The sequence below is a fragment of the Agrobacterium tumefaciens genome (assembly GCF_031801495.1).
Taxonomy (GTDB): Bacteria; Pseudomonadota; Alphaproteobacteria; order Rhizobiales; family Rhizobiaceae; genus Agrobacterium; species Agrobacterium tumefaciens_K.
The window spans coordinates 1,756,678-1,774,311 of sequence record NZ_JAOEGC010000002.1; the positions used below are offsets into that span (position 1 = coordinate 1,756,678).

Genomic DNA, 17,634 nt, shown 5'->3' on the forward strand with positions numbered 1-17,634 from the left:
AACGTGACCGATCGTGCCAATGTTGACGTGCGGCTTCGTCCGCTCAAACTTGCTCTTTGCCATTAGTGGCTCTCCAATTTTGTCCCGAAGCGGGAGTAAACTTCAAATCTCGTTTGGGGATACCCCGGTCATTTCTGACCGGAGTACTTTGCCTGGATTTCAGCAGCAACGTTGCTTGGAACCGGCGAATAGTGATCGAACGTCATCGAGTACTGTGCACGGCCCTGCGACATGGAGCGCAGGTTGTCGACGTACTTGAACATGTTCGCAAGCGGAACGTGTGCGCTGATCACGATCGTGATGCCGCGCGATTCCTGACCCTGGATCTGACCGCGACGCGAGTTCAGATCGCCGATCACGTCACCGACGTAATCTTCCGGAGTCACGACTTCGACCTTCATCATCGGCTCGAGAAGCTGTGCGCCAGCCTTCTTCGCTGCTTCACGGAAGCAGGCACGCGATGCGATTTCGAACGCCAGAACCGACGAGTCGACATCGTGGTATGCGCCGTCGAACAGGGTTGCCTTGACGCCGAGCATCGGGAAGCCAGCCAGCGGACCCGAAGACAGAACGCTTTCGATACCCTTCTGAACGCCCGGGATGTATTCCTTCGGAACAGCACCACCAACGATCTTCGACTCGAACTTGAAGTCTTCGCCTTCAGGGTTCGGTTCGAACAGGATCTTCACGCGAGCGAACTGACCGGTACCACCGGACTGCTTCTTGTGCGTGTAGTCTTCTTCATGCGCCTTGGTGATGGTTTCGCGGTAAGCAACCTGCGGAGCACCAACGGTCGCTTCGACCTTGAACTCGCGACGCATACGGTCAACGAGAATGTCGAGGTGAAGTTCGCCCATGCCTGCGATGATCGTCTGACCGGATTCTTCATCCGTCTTCACGCGGAACGAAGGATCTTCAGCAGCCAGGCGGTTGAGCGCGAGGCCCATCTTTTCCTGGTCGCCCTTGGTCTTCGGCTCGATCGCGATCTGGATGACCGGCTCGGGGAATTCCATGCGCTCGAGGATAACCGGCTTCAGCGGATCGCAGAGCGTATCGCCAGTCGTGGTTTCCTTGAGGCCAGCCAGAGCAACGATGTCGCCTGCAAAGGCTTCTTCGATGTCTTCACGGCTGTTGGAGTGCATCTGCAGCATACGGCCGACGCGCTCGCGCTTGTCCTTGACCGTGTTGATGACAGACGTGCCCTTTTCGAGCTTGCCCGAGTAGATACGTGCGAAGGTGAGCGAACCGACGAAGGGGTCGTTCATGATCTTGAACGCGAGCATGGAAAGCGGCTCGGAATCGTCGGCATGACGCTCGATTTCAGCTTCTGTCTTGAAGTCGATACCCTTGATCGCAGGAATGTCCAGCGGAGAAGGCAGGTAATCGACAACGGCGTCGAGAAGCGGCTGAACGCCCTTGTTCTTGAACGCGGTGCCGCAGAACATCGGGTGGAACTTCACGTCGATGGTGCCGCGACGAACGAGTTCGCGAATCTTGTCGTTGTCCGGCATGTCGCCGTTCAGGTAGGCTTCCATCGCTTCTTCGTCGATCTCGACAACAGTCTCGATCAGCTTTTCGCGATATTCTTCAGCCTTGGCCTTCATGTCTTCCGGGATTTCAACGACATCCCACTGAGCGCCGAGCGATTCGTCGCGCCAGATGAGTGCGTTCATCTCGATCAGGTCGACAACGCCCTTGAACTCGGTTTCTGCACCGATCGGCAGCTGCATGACGACAGCCGTTGCACCGAGACGGGTCTTGATCATCTCAACCGAGCGGTAGAAGTCCGCGCCGGTCTTGTCCATCTTGTTGCAGAAGATCATGCGCGGAACGTTGTACTTCTCAGCCTGACGCCAGACGGTTTCCGTCTGCGGCTCTACGCCTGCGTTGGCATCGAGAAGAGCGATCGCACCGTCGAGAACGCGCAGCGAACGCTCGACTTCGATCGTGAAGTCAACGTGGCCGGGGGTGTCGATGATGTTGAAACGGCGCATCTTGCCATCGCGACCCTTCCAGAAGGTCGTCGTAGCAGCGGAGGTGATGGTGATACCACGCTCCTGCTCCTGCTCCATCCAGTCCATCGTGGCCGCGCCGTCGTGAACTTCGCCGATCTTGTGCGACTTACCGGTGTAGTAAAGAATACGCTCGGTGGTCGTCGTCTTGCCGGCGTCGATATGCGCCATGATACCGAAATTGCGGTAGTCTTCGATTTTATATTCGCGAGCCATAATGGACTGCCTTTCGATATTCGACCGGTTAAGATTACCAGCGGTAATGCGAGAATGCGCGGTTGGCGTCGGCCATCTTGTGCGTGTCTTCACGCTTCTTGACAGCGGAGCCGCGGTTGTTCGCAGCGTCCATGAGTTCGCCGGAAAGGCGATCGATCATGGTCGTTTCGTTGCGCTTGCGCGCAGCAGCGATCAGCCAGCGGATAGCAAGAGCCTGACGGCGCTCGGGACGAACGTCGACCGGAACCTGGTACGTTGCACCACCAACGCGGCGCGAACGAACTTCAACGTGCGGAGCAACGTTGTCGAGCGCGGAGTGGAACACGCCGAGCGGCTCCTGCTTCGTCTTGCCCTGAACGACGTCGAACGCGCCGTAAACGATGCTTTCTGCAACGGACTTCTTGCCATGAAGCATGATGGCATTCATGAACTTGGTGACGATCAGATCGCCGAACTTCGGATCCGGGTTGATCTCACGCTTTTCTGCACTATGGCGACGGGACATATTCTTTGTCTCTCAACTGTTATGGCGCTTTACCACGCGGAGAACCTCGCGCAGCGCCGGAATCTGTTTAAACCGAATTACTTCGGACGCTTCGCACCGTACTTCGAACGGCGCTGCTTGCGGTTCTTGACGCCCTGGGTATCGAGAACACCACGGATGATGTGGTAACGAACACCTGGCAAGTCCTTTACGCGGCCGCCGCGGATCATGACAACGGAGTGTTCCTGAAGGTTGTGACCTTCACCAGGAATGTAGCCGATGACTTCGAAGCCGTTCGTGAGGCGGATCTTGGCAACCTTACGCAGAGCCGAGTTCGGCTTCTTCGGGGTCGTCGTGTAAACGCGGGTGCAAACACCACGCTTCTGCGGGTTTTCCTGGAGAGCAGGAACCTTGTTGCGCTTTACCTGTGCCTGGCGAGGCTTGCGGATAAGCTGGTTTACGGTAGGCATATAACCATCCCTTGTAAAAACTACTTTAGCCACCCTTGCGAGTGGCGGTTATGCCGTTGCCGGCGACGAAGCACGCATATATCCTCATGCGCAAAACGTGGCCCGACCCGCTTTCACGGATGGACCACCAAGAGCAGAGGACGACCTAGAAGGCGTCGTGCGTGCAACATTCGTGTCTTCTACGTGCGATGAAGATCTGTTTATGAAGAACTTCAGGAAAAATATTCCCTGACGGCCAGCACATACAGAGGCTCCGATGGCGGGCGTACTACTGTTTTAGCCAGCTTTCGTCAAGGGCGAATCCACATATTGCCCTATGGCATCGGGGGTTAAGGCGATCCGGACAGCCATTTCAGTTCCCTTTTAACACAAGTCGGGGTCCAATGCTGTGAATTTCATATGCAGCCTTTGGCTTTTCACAAAATCCGTCTATTGATTCCCTCTGCTCCGCAAAACATGCGCCAGCAGCATGAAGGGCCGATTCCCGATCGGCCGACAGGAAACGAACCCGAGATCAAGGAACCGCGTCATGAATGCATCCCCAGACAACGACAACGGACGCGATGAGCCAATGGTCTTCATCGTCATCGGCAAGGCGTACGAGCAGGAGGGCTCCGAGGGGATCGATATCCACGTCATCTTGAAAGCTCCCGACGACGACACGGCCGTCCGCGAGACGCTGAACGCCCTCTCCGAGGAAGGGTTCATCGAGGCCGACCTCGACCAGATCGGCATGCTGACCGACGTGCCGGACGATGAGCCGCATGCTTCTGCCTATCAGGGCGCCCTAGAGGGCGAAGTCGCAATCATCCGCTTCGCCTGACCTCAGAAGGCTGCGGCGCGCAGCGAGGCTCCTGCCTCAGCCAGATAGGCATATCGCGCCCGCCACTGAACGTTCTGCCATTCAAAAAAAACGCCCGGATCACTCCGGGCGTTTTTTGTATCTGGGTGATCAGGGGCTTTGAAGCCCCCTGCCCGGCTGCCTTATTCGGCTGCCGGAGCCTGATCTGTCATGTCCTGCAGCATCTGCGTCGCGGAACCTGCACCGGTACCCTTGCGGCGCTCCTCCAGGATGAGGTCGTCGCGCGAGGTGGCGATGCGGCGGATCTGCGTCATGGTGCCGCCGGTACCAGCCGGGATGAGACGGCCGACGATGACGTTTTCCTTGAGACCCTGCAGCGTGTCCGTCTTGCCGGCGATCGCAGCTTCCGTGAGAACCTTGGTGGTTTCCTGGAACGATGCGGCCGAGATGAAGGACGGCGTCTGCAGCGATGCCTTGGTGATGCCGAGGAGAACAGGATCGCCGTAAGCCGGCTTCTTGCCCTCTTCGATCAGACGGTCGTTCATGTCGTCCAGTTCGATCCGGTCGACATTGTCGCCAACGATGTACTGGCTGTCGCCAGCATCGGTGATTTCGACCTTCTGAAGCATCTGACGGACAATCACTTCGATGTGCTTGTCGTTGATGATAACGCCCTGCAGACGATAGACTTCCTGGATTTCGTTCACGAGGTAGGAAGCGAGTGCCTCCACGCCCTTGATCGCCAGAATGTCGTGCGGTGCCGGGTTACCGTCGAGGATGTATTCACCCTTTTCGATGTAGTCGCCTTCCTGAAGGTGGAAGGGCTTGCCCTTCGGGATCAGGTATTCGACCGGCTCGACACCGTCTTCAGCAGGCTCGATCATGACGCGACGCTTGTTCTTGTAGTCGCGGCCGAGGCGGATCGTACCATCGATTTCGGCGATGATAGCGTGATCCTTCGGACGACGCGCTTCGAAGAGTTCGGCAACGCGCGGCAGACCACCGGTGATGTCCTTCGTCTTGGCGCTTTCCAGCGGCGAACGTGCAAGCACGTCACCCTGAGACACCTTGGAGCCCGGCTCGACCGACAGGATGGCGTCGACCGACAGATGGAAGCGAGCTTCACCACCACGGGAGAGCTTCGCAACTGCGCCGGAAGCGTCCTTAATGACGATCGCAGGCTTGAGGTCCGAACCACGCGGTGTCGAACGCCAGTCGATAACCTGACGCTTGGTGATACCGGTGGATTCGTCGGTGGCTTCCAGAACGGACAGACCGTCGACCAGATCCTCGAAGTGAACGGTACCTTCCACTTCCGTCATCATCGGACGGGTGTAAGGATCCCACTCTGCGAGACGCTGACCGCGCTTAACCTTGTCGCCATCATCGACGAAGATCTTCGAACCGTAGGCAACGCGCTGCGACGAACGCTCCTGACCACGCTCATCGAGAATGGTGACCGCCATGTTACGGCCCATTGCGATGAGAGTGCCTTCGGAGTTGCGCAGGATGTTGCGGTTTTTGATCGCAATCGTGCCTTCATAAGAGGCTTCGAGGAACGACTGGTCAACAACGTTAGCCGTACCACCAAGGTGGAACGTACGCATGGTCAGCTGCGTGCCCGGTTCACCGATCGACTGTGCGGCGATGACGCCAACGGCTTCGCCCATGTTGACAGGCGTACCGCGTGCAAGGTCACGACCGTAGCAGACGCCGCAAACACCGACCTGCACTTCGCAGGTAAGAGCCGAGCGGATGCGAACGGACTGGATACCAGCCTTTTCGATGGTGGCCACATCGGCCTCATCGATCAGCGTGCCAGCCTTCACGATGTTTTCGCCGGTAACCGGATGATCGATGTCGTCCAGAGCCGTACGGCCGAGGATACGTGCGCCGAGCGAAGCAACGACCTGACCGGCATCGACGATGGCAGTCATGGTGAGGCCCGTTTCGGTGCCGCAATCCCTGGAGTTGACGATGCAGTCCTGCGCCACGTCGACGAGACGACGGGTCAGGTAACCGGAGTTCGCGGTCTTCAAGGCGGTGTCTGCCAGACCCTTACGGGCACCGTGCGTCGAGTTGAAGTACTCGTTAACGGTCAGGCCTTCCTTGAAGTTCGAGATGATCGGCGTCTCGATGATTTCACCCGACGGCTTCGCCATCAGGCCGCGCATGCCGCCCAGCTGGCGCATCTGGTTCGGAGAACCACGAGCACCCGAGTGCGACATCATGTAGATGGCGTTCATCGGCTTCTGGCGGTTGGTTTCCGGGTCGAACTCGACGGCCTTAATGCGGGCCATCATGTCCTCGGCGACCTTTTCCGTAGCCTTGCCCCATGCGTCAACGACCTTGTTGTACTTCTCGCCCTGAGTGATCAGGCCATCGTTGTACTGCTGTTCGTATTCCTTCACCAGCGTTTCGGTATCGCCGACGATCTTCGCCTTGGTTTCAGGAATGATCATGTCGTCCTTGCCGAACGAAATGCCGGCGCGGCAGGCATGAGCAAAGCCAAGCTGCATGATTCGGTCGCAGAAGATGACCGTGTCTTTCTGGCCGCAATGACGGTAGACCGTGTCGATCATCTTGGAGATGTTCTTCTTGGTCATCTCCTGGTTGCAGATATCGAACGGAATGTTGCCGTTCTTCGGCAGCAGTTCGCCGATGATCATGCGACCTGGCGTCGTCTCATAGATCTTCGAAACCGGGTTGCCGTCGAGGTCGACGGACTTGAAGCGGCCGCGGATCTTGGCATGCAGCGTGACGACCTTGTTTTCCAGAGCATGGTGCAGTTCGCCCATGTCGGAGAAGGCCATGCCTTCACCCGGCTCGTTCTGGTTCAGGATCGACAGGTAGTACAGGCCGAGAACCATGTCCTGCGAAGGAACGATGATCGGCTGACCGTTTGCCGGATGCAGAATGTTGTTGGTCGACATCATCAGCACGCGCGCTTCAAGCTGGGCTTCCAGCGAGAGCGGTACGTGAACAGCCATCTGGTCACCGTCGAAGTCGGCGTTGAAGGCCGTGCAGACGAGCGGATGCAGCTGGATGGCCTTGCCTTCGACCAGCGTGGGTTCGAAAGCCTGGATGCCCAGACGGTGCAGCGTCGGTGCGCGGTTCAGGAGAACCGGATGCTCGCGGATGACCTCATCGAGGATATCCCAGACTTCCGGCTTTTCCTTTTCAACGAGCTTCTTGGCCTGCTTGACGGTCGAGGAGTAACCCTTCGCGTCGAGGCGGGCGTAGATGAACGGCTTGAACAGTTCGAGCGCCATCTTCTTCGGCAGGCCGCACTGGTGCAGCTTCAGTTCCGGACCGGTCACGATGACCGAACGGCCGGAATAGTCGACGCGCTTGCCGAGAAGGTTCTGACGGAAGCGGCCCTGCTTGCCCTTGAGCATGTCGGAGAGCGACTTCAGCGGACGCTTGTTGGCACCCGTGATGACGCGACCGCGACGGCCGTTGTCGAACAGCGCGTCCACGGATTCCTGCAACATACGCTTTTCGTTGCGGATGATGATGCCCGGTGCACGAAGCTCGATGAGACGCTTCAGACGGTTGTTACGGTTGATGACGCGGCGGTACAGATCGTTGAGGTCCGACGTCGCGAAACGGCCGCCATCCAGCGGAACCAGCGGACGCAGGTCCGGAGGAATGACCGGAACGACCTTCATGATCATCCACTCGGGACGATTGCCGGACTCCATGAAGTTCTCGACGATCTTCAGGCGCTTCATCAGCTTCTTCTGCTTCAGATCAGACGTCGTTTCCGCCAGATCGGTGCGCAGTTCGCCCGCAATACGCTCGAGGTTCATCGACGCGAGCATCTCGTAGATGGCTTCGGCGCCGATCATGGCCGTGAACTGGTCTTCACCGAATTCATCGACGGCGATCATGTATTCTTCTTCGGAAAGAAGCTGGTTCTGCTTCAGCGAAGTCAGACCCGGTTCCGTCACGATATAGTTTTCGAAGTACAGAACGCGCTCGACATCCTTCAGCGTCATGTCGAGCAGCGTCGAGATACGCGAAGGAAGCGACTTCAGGAACCAGATGTGTGCAACCGGCGCTGCGAGCTCGATGTGGCCCATGCGCTCACGGCGAACGCGCGACAGCGTGACTTCAACGCCGCACTTTTCGCAGATGATGCCCTTGTACTTCATGCGCTTGTACTTACCGCACAGGCACTCGTAGTCCTTGATCGGTCCGAAGATACGCGCGCAGAACAGACCGTCGCGTTCAGGCTTGAACGTACGGTAGTTGATGGTCTCCGGCTTTTTGATCTCGCCGTAAGACCAGGAGAGGATCTTCTCAGGCGACGCAATGGAAATCCGGATCGAATCGAAGTGCTGCGCGGGCACCTGCGGATTGAAAAGATTCATGACCTCTTGGTTCATGCCTTGTCTCCTTGAGGGGTTTTGCCCCTTGCTTGCATCTGGCGCGATTTATTCCCGGGTAACCGGCCAGTGCCTAAAAACACGATTAACCGCAAAATGCGGCGAAAATTTCCGCCTGAACGATCACGTCCTGCGGCGGAAACCGGCAGGCGCCTCTAAAGGCGCCCGCCTTCTCGTTTCTTATTCCGCTGCGTCCGGAAGCTGCCCTTCCGCCGCCGTGTCGATCTTGGAGTTCTCCAGTTCGACTGACAGACCGAGCGACCGCATTTCCTTCACGAGAACGTTGAAGCTCTCCGGGATACCGGCTTCGAAGGTGTCGTCGCCACGGACGATCGCTTCGTAAACCTTGGTGCGGCCCGCCACGTCGTCCGACTTGACGGTGAGCATTTCCTGCAGCGTGTAGGCTGCGCCGTATGCTTCCAGTGCCCAGACTTCCATTTCCCCGAAACGCTGTCCGCCGAACTGCGCCTTACCACCGAGCGGCTGCTGGGTGACGAGCGAGTAAGGACCGATCGAGCGAGCGTGGATCTTGTCGTCGACAAGGTGGTTCAGCTTGATCATGTACATGTAGCCAACGGTGACCTTGCGGTCGAAGGGCTCACCCGTACGGCCATCGTACAAGACGGACTGACCGCTCTCGTGCAGACCCGCCTTCTTCAGCATGGCAGCAACGTCAGGCTCATGCGCACCGTCGAAAACAGGCGTAGCGATCGAAACGCCGCGCTTTGCTTCTTCGGCAAGCTTCACCAGGGACTCATCGTCGAAACGCTGAACCTCGTCATGCGATTCACTCGCATAGATCTCGGTCAGCTCCGAACGAAGCTCGCTGATGTCCATCGTCTTGCGATACTCTTCGAGCATCTCGCCGATCTTCTTGCCCATACCGGCGCAAGCCCATGCGAGGTGCGTTTCGAGAATCTGGCCGACGTTCATGCGCGAAGGCACGCCCAGCGGGTTCAAGCAGATGTCGACGTGCGTACCGTCCTCGAGGAACGGCATGTCTTCGACAGGCACGATACGCGAGACAACGCCCTTGTTACCGTGACGGCCGGCCATCTTGTCACCCGGCTGGATCTTGCGCTTAACGGCAACGAAGACCTTGACCATCTTCATGACGCCCGGAGGCATTTCGTCGCCGCGCTGGACCTTCTCGACCTTGTCCATGAAGCGCTGCTCAAGGCGCGACTTGGATTCGTCGTACTGACCACGCAGAGCCTCGATCTCGGACTGAACCTTCTCGTCCTCGACCGCGAACATCCACCACTGCGAGCGGGGGTATTCGGAGACGACGGCGTTGGAGAGTTCAACACCCTTCTTGAAGCCCTTCGGACCGGCAATCGATACCTGACCACGAAGCATGTCGATCAGGCGACCGTAGACGTTGCGGTCCAGAATGGCCTGCTCGTCGTCGCGGTCCTTTGCCAGACGTTCGATTTCCTCGCGCTCGATAGCCATCGCACGTTCGTCTTTTTCGACGCCGTGACGGTTGAACACGCGGACTTCAACGACCGTACCGAACGTGCCCGGAGGCATACGCATGGACGTGTCGCGAACGTCGGAAGCCTTTTCACCGAAGATGGCGCGCAGAAGCTTTTCTTCCGGCGTCATCGGGCTTTCGCCCTTCGGCGTGATCTTGCCGACGAGGATATCGCCCGGCTGAACTTCCGCACCGATGTAAACGATACCGGCTTCGTCGAGGTTCTTCAGCGCTTCTTCCGAAACGTTCGGAATGTCGCGCGTGATTTCTTCTGGACCAAGCTTGGTGTCGCGCGCCATCACTTCGAATTCTTCGATGTGGATGGAGGTGAACACGTCGTCGGAGACGATGCGCTCGGACATCAGGATGGAGTCTTCGTAGTTGTAGCCATTCCACGGCATGAACGCGACGAGCGCGTTACGGCCGAGTGCCAGGTCGCCGAGGTCGGTCGAAGGACCGTCCGCGATGATGTCACCCTTGGAGATAATGTCACCGACGGATACCAGCGGGCGCTGGTTGACACAGGTGTTCTGGTTGGAACGCTGGAACTTCTGCAGGCGATAGATGTCAACACCGGACTTCCCGGCATCGAGGTCTTCCGTTGCACGGATAACGATACGGGTCGCATCCACCTGATCGACAACACCGCCACGGCGGGCTGCGATGGCAGCGCCGGAGTCGCGGGCAACGATCGGCTCCATGCCGGTACCGACAAACGGTGCCTCGGCGCGCAGAAGCGGAACGGCCTGACGCTGCATGTTCGAGCCCATGAGAGCGCGGTTGGCGTCGTCGTTTTCCAGGAACGGAATGAGAGCCGCCGCGACCGAAACGAGCTGCTTCGGCGAAACGTCCATCAGGTTGATGTTGTCGCGCGGTGCGAGCATAACTTCGCCCGAGTGACGGCAGACAACGAACTCTTCCGAGAAAGAGCCGTCTTCGTTGAGAGGTGCGTTGGCCTGCGCGACGTAATACTTCGCCTCTTCCATTGCGGAGAGGTAGATCACGTCGGTCGTGACCTTGCCGTCAACGATCTTGCGGTACGGGGATTCAATGAAGCCGTACTTGTTGACGCGGGCAAAGGTTGCAAGCGAGTTGATCAGACCGATGTTCGGGCCTTCCGGCGTTTCGATCGGGCAGATACGGCCGTAGTGGGTCGGGTGAACGTCGCGGACTTCGAAGCCTGCGCGCTCGCGGGTCAGACCACCCGGTCCAAGAGCCGAAAGACGGCGCTTGTGGGTGATTTCCGAAAGCGGGTTCACCTGGTCCATGAACTGCGAGGAACCGAAGAATTCACGAACAGCGGCAGCTGCCGGCTTCGCGTTGATCAGGTCCTGCGGCATCACGGTGTCGATTTCGATCGAGGACATACGTTCCTTGATCGCACGTTCCATGCGCAGAAGGCCGAGGCGGTACTGGTTTTCCATCAGTTCGCCGACCGAACGGACACGACGGTTACCGAGGTTGTCGATATCGTCGATCTCGCCCTTGCCGTCGCGCAGTTCGACCAGCATCTTGACGACAGCAAGGATGTCTTCCTTGCGCAGCGTGCGCACGGTGTCTTCCGCGTCGAGGTCGAGACGCATGTTCATTTTCACGCGGCCAACAGCCGACAGATCGTAACGCTCTGCGTCGAAGAACAGCGAGTTGAACATGGCTTCCGCGGAATCCATGGTCGGCGGCTCACCCGGACGCATGACGCGGTAGATGTCGAACAGGGCTTCCTGGCGGTTTTCGTTCTTATCCGCAGACAGGGTGTTGCGGATGTAGGCACCGACGTTGACGTGGTCGATGTTGAGAACCGGGATTTCGTCGAAGCCGGCAGCAAGGATGATGCCAAGCGTCTTCTCGTCGATTTCATCGCCTGCTTCGAGATAGATTTCACCCGTCTCGTAGTTGACGATGTCTTCAGCGAGATAGTTGCCGTACAGATCGTCATCCGTCGCCTTGAGAGCCTTGAGGCCCTTGTCGGTCAGCTGGCGGATCAAGCGCGGCGTCAGCTTCTTGCCACCTTCGACAACGACTTCGCCGGTGTCGGCGTCGATCATGTCGGTGATGACCTTGGTGTTCTTCAGCGCTTCAGGCTGGAACGGAATGCGCCAGCCATCGCCGTCGCGCTCGTAGGAAGCCTTGGTGTAGAAGGTCGACAGGATGTCTTCGCCGTCCATGCCGAGCGCCATCAGCAGCGACGTCGCAGGAATCTTGCGGCGACGGTCGATACGGGCGTAGACGATATCCTTGGCGTCGAATTCGATATCGAGCCAGGAACCGCGGTAAGGAATGACGCGGGCAGCGAAGAGCAGCTTGCCGGAAGAGTGGCTCTTGCCCTTGTCGTGGTCGAAGAACACGCCCGGCGAACGGTGCATCTGCGAAACGATGACGCGCTCGGTGCCGTTGACGATGAATGTACCGTTGTTGGTCATGAGCGGCATATCGCCCATGTAGACGGACTGTTCCTTGATGTCCTTGATGGACTTGGCGCCCGTATCCTCATCAATATCGAATACGATGAGACGCAACGTCACCTTTAGCGGCGCTGCATAGGTCAGGTCGCGCTGACGGCATTCCTCGACGTCAAACTTCGGCGCTTCGAATTCGTAGGAAACGAACTCGAGCATCGAAGCACCGGAAAAGTCGGTGATCGGGAATACGGATTTGAAAACGGCATTCAATCCCTCGTCGGGACGGCCACCCTTGGGCTCGTCAACCATGAGAAACTGGTCGTACGAAGCCTTCTGAACCTCGATGAGGTTCGGCATTTCCGCTACTTCTGGAATCTTGCCGAAAAACTTGCGTACGCGCCTACGACCGTTAAACGAAAGGGTCTGAGCCATCGTCGCTCCTTTAAAATTGCATCCGGGCCTGCAACGGACGGGAACCGATGGCCAGTCGATCCCGTCAATCAATGGGTAAATTCAATCTCGTTCCACATCCCGGATCGATCAGGCCGGATTGCCTTGATGAGCCGGTTCGGAACCATTCTCTTGAAGAACCCATTACCCAAGAACCGTTTTCACGCGGTTCTTGGGTAATCGGTTTCAACAAAGCGAAAGATGGGAGAAGGATTTCCCTCTCCCATCCAGCAATCGCGAGATTACTTAACGTCGACCTTAGCGCCGGCGTCTTCGAGCTTCTTCTTGAGGTCAGCAGCTTCAGCCTTGGAAACAGCTTCCTTGACAGGCTTCGGAGCGCCTTCAACGAGGTCCTTGGCTTCCTTCAGGCCGAGGCCCGTGATGCCGCGAACTTCCTTGATGACGTTGATCTTGTTGGCGCCAGCGTCAACCAGGATAACGTCGAATTCAGTCTTTTCTTCTTCCGGTGCAGCAGCGGCAGCAGCGCCACCAGCAGCAGCAACTGCTACAGGAGCAGCAGCGGAAACGCCCCACTTTTCTTCGAGCAGCTTGGAAAGCTCAGCAGCTTCCAGAACGGTCAGAGAGGAGAGGTCTTCAACGATCTTTGCGAGATCAGCCATTTTATAGTTCCTTTAATTCGGTTCGAACCGGTTTGAATATTTACAGCGAAAAACCGCCTTAAGCGGCTTCGTCCTTCTTGGAGTAAGCCGAGAACACACGCGCAAGCTGGCTTGCTGGTGCTGCGACAACCGTAGCGACGCGAGTTGCCGGGGCATTGAGAAGGCCCAGCAGCTTTGCGCGCAGCTCGTCCAGCGAAGGCAGGGTCGCAAGCGACTTGACTGCTTCCGCGTTGAGCGCGGTCGCGCCCATGGCGCCACCAAGAATAACGAGCTTGTCGTTGGTCTTGGCGAAATCCATGACGACTTTCGGAGCGGTCATCGGGTCATTGCTGTATGCAATGAGCGTCTGTCCCTTGAAGAGATTGGTGATCTCTTCCGACTCCGTACCCTGAAGAGCGATCTTGGCCAGACGGTTCTTCGCGACTTTAACTGTGCCGCCCGCAGCGCGCATTTTCGAACGGAAGTCGTTCATCTGCGCAACGGTGACGCCAGCATAGTGGGCCACAACAACCGAACCGGAAGCCTTAAAGACTTCGTTCAGCTCTGTGACGAATTCGCGTTTTTCCGCTCTTTCCACTGTCTGTCTCCAGTTGACGGGACCGCAATCATGCTGGCCCCATCGGGTTTGCCTTTGCCCCAAGGAACCTTGAAACCAAGGTTCCGAGTGACGCTCGAGGATCCTGTCCCCCTGCTCTCTCACCCGAAGGCTGAAGGCACAAGGCACACCAGGTTCGAACCGGATTATTAAACACCGTGAACGATGCGAAAATCCGGGTCTTACCCGTCTCATGCAGGTTAAACGATTAAGGCCAACATCCCGAAGGACAGAGACCACCTGCAATCTCGGACAGGAATTCCGGGTTTCCCCGGAAACTTCCGGCCGGTGAGGGCCGGAAATCTGTATTGCCGCGCCTTACGAAAAGGCGCGGCGAATTCATTAGGCCGTGACCGACGACGGGTCGATCTTGAAGCCCGGACCCATGGTCGAAGAGATCGCTACGCGCTTGACGTAGTTGCCCTTGGCGCCAGCCGGCTTCGCCTTGATGACGGCGTCAGCGAAAGCCTTGATGTTCTCTTCCAGCGCCTTGGCGTCGAAAGAAGCCTTGCCGATGCCAGCGTGAACGATACCGGCCTTTTCGACGCGGAATTCAACAGCGCCACCCTTGGAAGCCTTAACGGCACCAGCGACGTCCATCGTAACCGTACCGACCTTCGGGTTCGGCATCATGCCACGTGGGCCGAGAACCTTACCGAGACGACCGACGAGCGGCATCATGTCCGGGGTTGCGATCACGCGATCGAAATCGATCTTGCCGCCCTGGACGATTTCCAGCAGGTCTTCTGCACCGACGATGTCTGCACCGGCAGCCTTGGCTTCATCAGCCTTGGCACCACGAGCGAAAACAGCAACGCGAACGTCGCGGCCCGTGCCGTTCGGCAGGTTGACAACGCCGCGAACCATCTGGTCTGCGTGACGCGGGTCAACGCCGAGATTCATCGCGACTTCGACGGTTTCGTCGAACTTCGCAACAGCCCGTTCCTTGACCATCGAAATGGCGTCGGTCAGGACGTAGAGCTTGTTCGGGTCAACGCCTTCGCGGGTCTTCTGTACGCGCTTTGCAAGCTTAGCCATGATCAACCTACCACTTCCAGGCCCATGGCGCGGGCAGAGCCCTCAACCATTGCCATTGCGCCTTCGATGTCGGCTGCGTTCAGATCCTTCATCTTGGCTTCTGCGATCGTCTTGACCTGAGCCTTGGTGATGGAACCGACCTTGGCGCCCTTGCCAGGCGTCTTGGAACCGGAGGTGATCTTTGCTTCCTTCTTGAGCCAATAGGTCATTGGCGGCTGCTTCATGACGAAGGTGAAGGACTTGTCCTGGTAATAGGTGATGACGACCGGAATCGGCATACCCTTTTCCATTTCCTGCGTGGCGGCATTGAACGCCTTGCAGAATTCCATGATGTTAATGCCACGCTGACCAAGCGCAGGACCGATTGGCGGGGACGGGTTAGCCGATCCTGCCTTGACCTGAAGCTTGAGCTGGCCTGCAACTTTCTTAGCCATTTCTCTCTGCCTTTCAATTCGAGCCGGTTACCCGACCCCTCTAATGCCGGAAACCCGGCGGCTGCGGTTGCGTGGTGCGGCGCCCTGCCCCGGCTTCAAGAGCCAGATTGCCTTCCACGCGGTTCGGGGCTTACCGCCCCGGCACTCAGACCTTTTCGACCTGAGCGTATTCCAGTTCGACCGGCGTAGCGCGGCCGAAAATCGAAACTTCAACCTTCAGGCGCGAACGCTCTTCATCGACATCCTGAACAACGCCATTGAACGACGCGAACGGACCATCGGAAACACGAACCTGTTCGCCGATCTCGAACGAAACCGAAGACTTTGGACGCTCGACACCTTCCTGAACCTGACCAAGGATACGCTCGGCTTCATAGTCAGGAATCGGAACAGGCTTGCTGTCCGAACCAAGGAAACCGGTAACCTTCGGCGTGTTCTTGATGAGGTGATACGCCTCATCCGTCAGGTTTGCGCGCACCAGCACGTAACCCGGGAAAAACTTGCGCTCGCTATCGACCTTGCGGCCGCGACGCACCTCAACGACCTTTTCGGTCGGCACGAGGATTTTCTCGAAAAGATGATAAAGACCCTTCTGACGAGCCTTCTCTTCGATCGACTCAGCGACCTTCTTTTCGAAATTCGAATATGCGTGAACGATATACCAGCGCGCTGCCATCTTTACTCTCCGTTCAATCCGTTACCGGCCAACGCTCAGCACAAGGCCAAGAATCCAGCCTATGAGCTGATCGGCAGCAAAGAAGAACAGCGCCGCAAAAATAACCATCACCAGCACCATTGCCGTGGAAATCATGGTCTCGCGGCGCGACGGCCAAGTGATCTTCGACGCTTCGGCGCGAACCTGCTGCAGAAACGTAAACGGATTGGTTTTGGATGCCATTGACTGCCCACGCAATTACGGCGCGTAAAGCCGAACTAATCAGCCCCACGCACCGCGTGTCTGTTTTGACCCTACATAAACACCGATTCCAATTTTAACAAGAGGAAATCGACATTCGGCGAAATTCGCCGGAAAACCGGCACCTCATCCGCCATGCAGCGAAATGCGCGCTTGCGAGTGAGGAAGTGGCAGGGGCAGAGGGGCTCGAACCCCCGACCTGCGGTTTTGGAGACCGCCGCTCTACCAACTGAGCTATACCCCTTTAGTCCCGAATCCGGCTGCGAAATCCGCTTGGCGAAATCGGTATGGCGCTCCTTTAAGGTGATGCGGAAAGAATGGCAAGCGCTTTCTGCACGCTTCGGGAATAATATACACAGACCATAGGGTTGCGCGTTTTGGCTAGTCGGTGGCGCCCGTGCGACGGCGGACGTCCCCTGACATCCGCCACACAAGATGCGTCACGAAAACCGGCATTGAAAAGCAGTCTTACCGGCAGCACGCATCACGCCGGAAACGAAAAATCCTCTGCCCTCACCTCGATAAAACGTCGACGCGCGACGAAAAAGCGGAAGATACGACCGAAGAAAAGGCCGAGCTGCTCCGACACCCGGCGCCGCTTCAGCCTCAGAAACAGATACAAGGGGATATTATAATCCGGCTTGCCGCCATCACCAATCGACGAGACGGTCTGCAATGGCGCAGGCAGATCATAATGTCCGCACATGTCGAGTTGCAGCGCATAAGCAGGCGTTGTCTGATATTTTTCGAGATAGCTCGCAGCCGACAGAACAGCATCCGCCAGACCTGCGCGCAGCTCCGTGTCGGCGAGCAGTTTGCGAGCTCCCGCGGGCCAAAGGACGTAAGCAGCCGCCCCTCCACCGCTTTGATATAGCCTGTACACCTCCGAAAGCCCTCGCATGGGCTCCCGGCCGAGCAGCTTCCGTTTACCCCGAACCTCGAGATTGAGAAGATCCAGATCGGCTCGCCCGGCAAGCGACTGCAGGAGCGCCGGAAGGCGCCTCGAGAGCAGCGCGTCATCTTCAAGGATCAGCATCGGCTCGTTGGCTGCGACAACAAAACGCCATGCCTCGACATGGCTTAGCATGCACGCCTTTTCGTTGTTCCGCAGGGGGCGCTGCCACGTAAACCAGTAATCACGGCTGCGCATGGCGTCAGCCTGATCAGCGAGAACCGCGCCTATACGGGTAAATTCCAGCCCCAGACGGCGCATCTGTTCTGCCTGGAATGCCATGCGCTCCTTGGCGGACGGAAGATTGATGATGAGAACCCGCATTTTAAACAACCCTGGCAGCCGTCCGAAACATGATCTGCCGCCATTTTTCAGCAT

The 17,634-nt window shown here is 57.7% G+C and carries 13 protein-coding genes and 1 tRNA gene; 1 reads left to right on the forward strand and 13 read right to left on the reverse strand.

Going from position 1 to position 17,634, the window contains the following annotated elements; genetic code table 11:
* Positions 1-128: 128 nt before the first annotated feature.
* From fusA to rpsL, 3 genes are all read right to left on the reverse strand, one after another.
* Positions 129-2,228: an elongation factor G gene (gene fusA / locus N7578_RS18015; protein ID WP_311111610.1), complete on the reverse strand. Its 2,100-nt coding sequence runs from the start codon at positions 2,226-2,228 to the stop codon at positions 129-131.
* Between the two features lie 34 nt (positions 2,229-2,262).
* A complete protein-coding gene (gene rpsG, locus N7578_RS18020; protein ID WP_311111611.1) occupies positions 2,263-2,733 on the reverse strand; it encodes a 30S ribosomal protein S7 in 471 nt (156 codons plus the stop codon).
* A 77-nt stretch (positions 2,734-2,810) separates the two neighbouring features.
* The gene (gene rpsL / locus N7578_RS18025; protein WP_003507760.1) at positions 2,811-3,182 is read right to left on the reverse strand and encodes a 30S ribosomal protein S12; all 372 of its coding nucleotides are present in this window, start codon (positions 3,180-3,182) and stop codon (positions 2,811-2,813) included.
* 529 nt (positions 3,183-3,711) lie between these two features.
* Here rpsL and N7578_RS18030 point away from each other — a divergent pair.
* On the forward strand, positions 3,712-4,005 hold the full coding sequence (locus N7578_RS18030) for a transcriptional regulator (protein ID WP_311111612.1): 294 nt from the start codon (positions 3,712-3,714) through the stop codon (positions 4,003-4,005).
* 161 nt (positions 4,006-4,166) lie between these two features.
* On the opposite strand, the gene rpoC is transcribed toward N7578_RS18030, so the two are convergent.
* The 10 genes from rpoC to N7578_RS18080 form a co-directional block, all read right to left on the reverse strand.
* Positions 4,167-8,375 carry a DNA-directed RNA polymerase subunit beta' gene (rpoC, locus tag N7578_RS18035; RefSeq protein ID WP_311111613.1) on the reverse strand — a complete coding sequence of 1,403 codons (4,209 nt, stop codon included), beginning with the start codon at positions 8,373-8,375 and terminating at the stop codon, positions 4,167-4,169.
* A 180-nt stretch (positions 8,376-8,555) separates the two neighbouring features.
* Positions 8,556-12,683 carry a DNA-directed RNA polymerase subunit beta gene (gene rpoB / locus N7578_RS18040; protein ID WP_311111614.1) on the reverse strand — a complete coding sequence of 1,376 codons (4,128 nt, stop codon included), beginning with the start codon at positions 12,681-12,683 and terminating at the stop codon, positions 8,556-8,558.
* Positions 12,684-12,943: 260 nt separating this feature from the next.
* Positions 12,944-13,321 carry a 50S ribosomal protein L7/L12 gene (gene rplL, locus N7578_RS18045; protein WP_004442635.1) on the reverse strand — a complete coding sequence of 126 codons (378 nt, stop codon included), beginning with the start codon at positions 13,319-13,321 and terminating at the stop codon, positions 12,944-12,946.
* A 58-nt stretch (positions 13,322-13,379) separates the two neighbouring features.
* Entirely contained in the window at positions 13,380-13,898 is a 519-nt protein-coding gene (rplJ, locus tag N7578_RS18050; protein WP_311111615.1) for a 50S ribosomal protein L10, read from the reverse strand.
* A gap of 360 nt (positions 13,899-14,258) precedes the next feature.
* A complete protein-coding gene (gene rplA / locus N7578_RS18055; protein ID WP_311111616.1) occupies positions 14,259-14,954 on the reverse strand; it encodes a 50S ribosomal protein L1 in 696 nt (231 codons plus the stop codon).
* Positions 14,955-14,956: 2 nt separating this feature from the next.
* On the reverse strand, positions 14,957-15,388 hold the full coding sequence (gene rplK / locus N7578_RS18060; RefSeq protein ID WP_027677153.1) for a 50S ribosomal protein L11: 432 nt from the start codon (positions 15,386-15,388) through the stop codon (positions 14,957-14,959).
* A 145-nt stretch (positions 15,389-15,533) separates the two neighbouring features.
* Positions 15,534-16,064 (reverse strand): transcription termination/antitermination protein NusG, encoded by a 531-nt coding sequence (gene nusG / locus N7578_RS18065; protein ID WP_311111617.1) that lies wholly within the window; start codon positions 16,062-16,064, stop codon positions 15,534-15,536.
* A 21-nt stretch (positions 16,065-16,085) separates the two neighbouring features.
* Positions 16,086-16,286: a preprotein translocase subunit SecE gene (gene secE, locus N7578_RS18070; RefSeq protein ID WP_311111618.1), complete on the reverse strand. Its 201-nt coding sequence runs from the start codon at positions 16,284-16,286 to the stop codon at positions 16,086-16,088.
* A gap of 186 nt (positions 16,287-16,472) precedes the next feature.
* Positions 16,473-16,548: transfer RNA gene (locus N7578_RS18075), tRNA-Trp, on the reverse strand.
* A 240-nt stretch (positions 16,549-16,788) separates the two neighbouring features.
* On the reverse strand, positions 16,789-17,580 hold the full coding sequence (locus tag N7578_RS18080) for a glycosyltransferase family 25 protein (RefSeq protein ID WP_311111619.1): 792 nt from the start codon (positions 17,578-17,580) through the stop codon (positions 16,789-16,791).
* Positions 17,581-17,634: the final 54 nt, after the last annotated feature.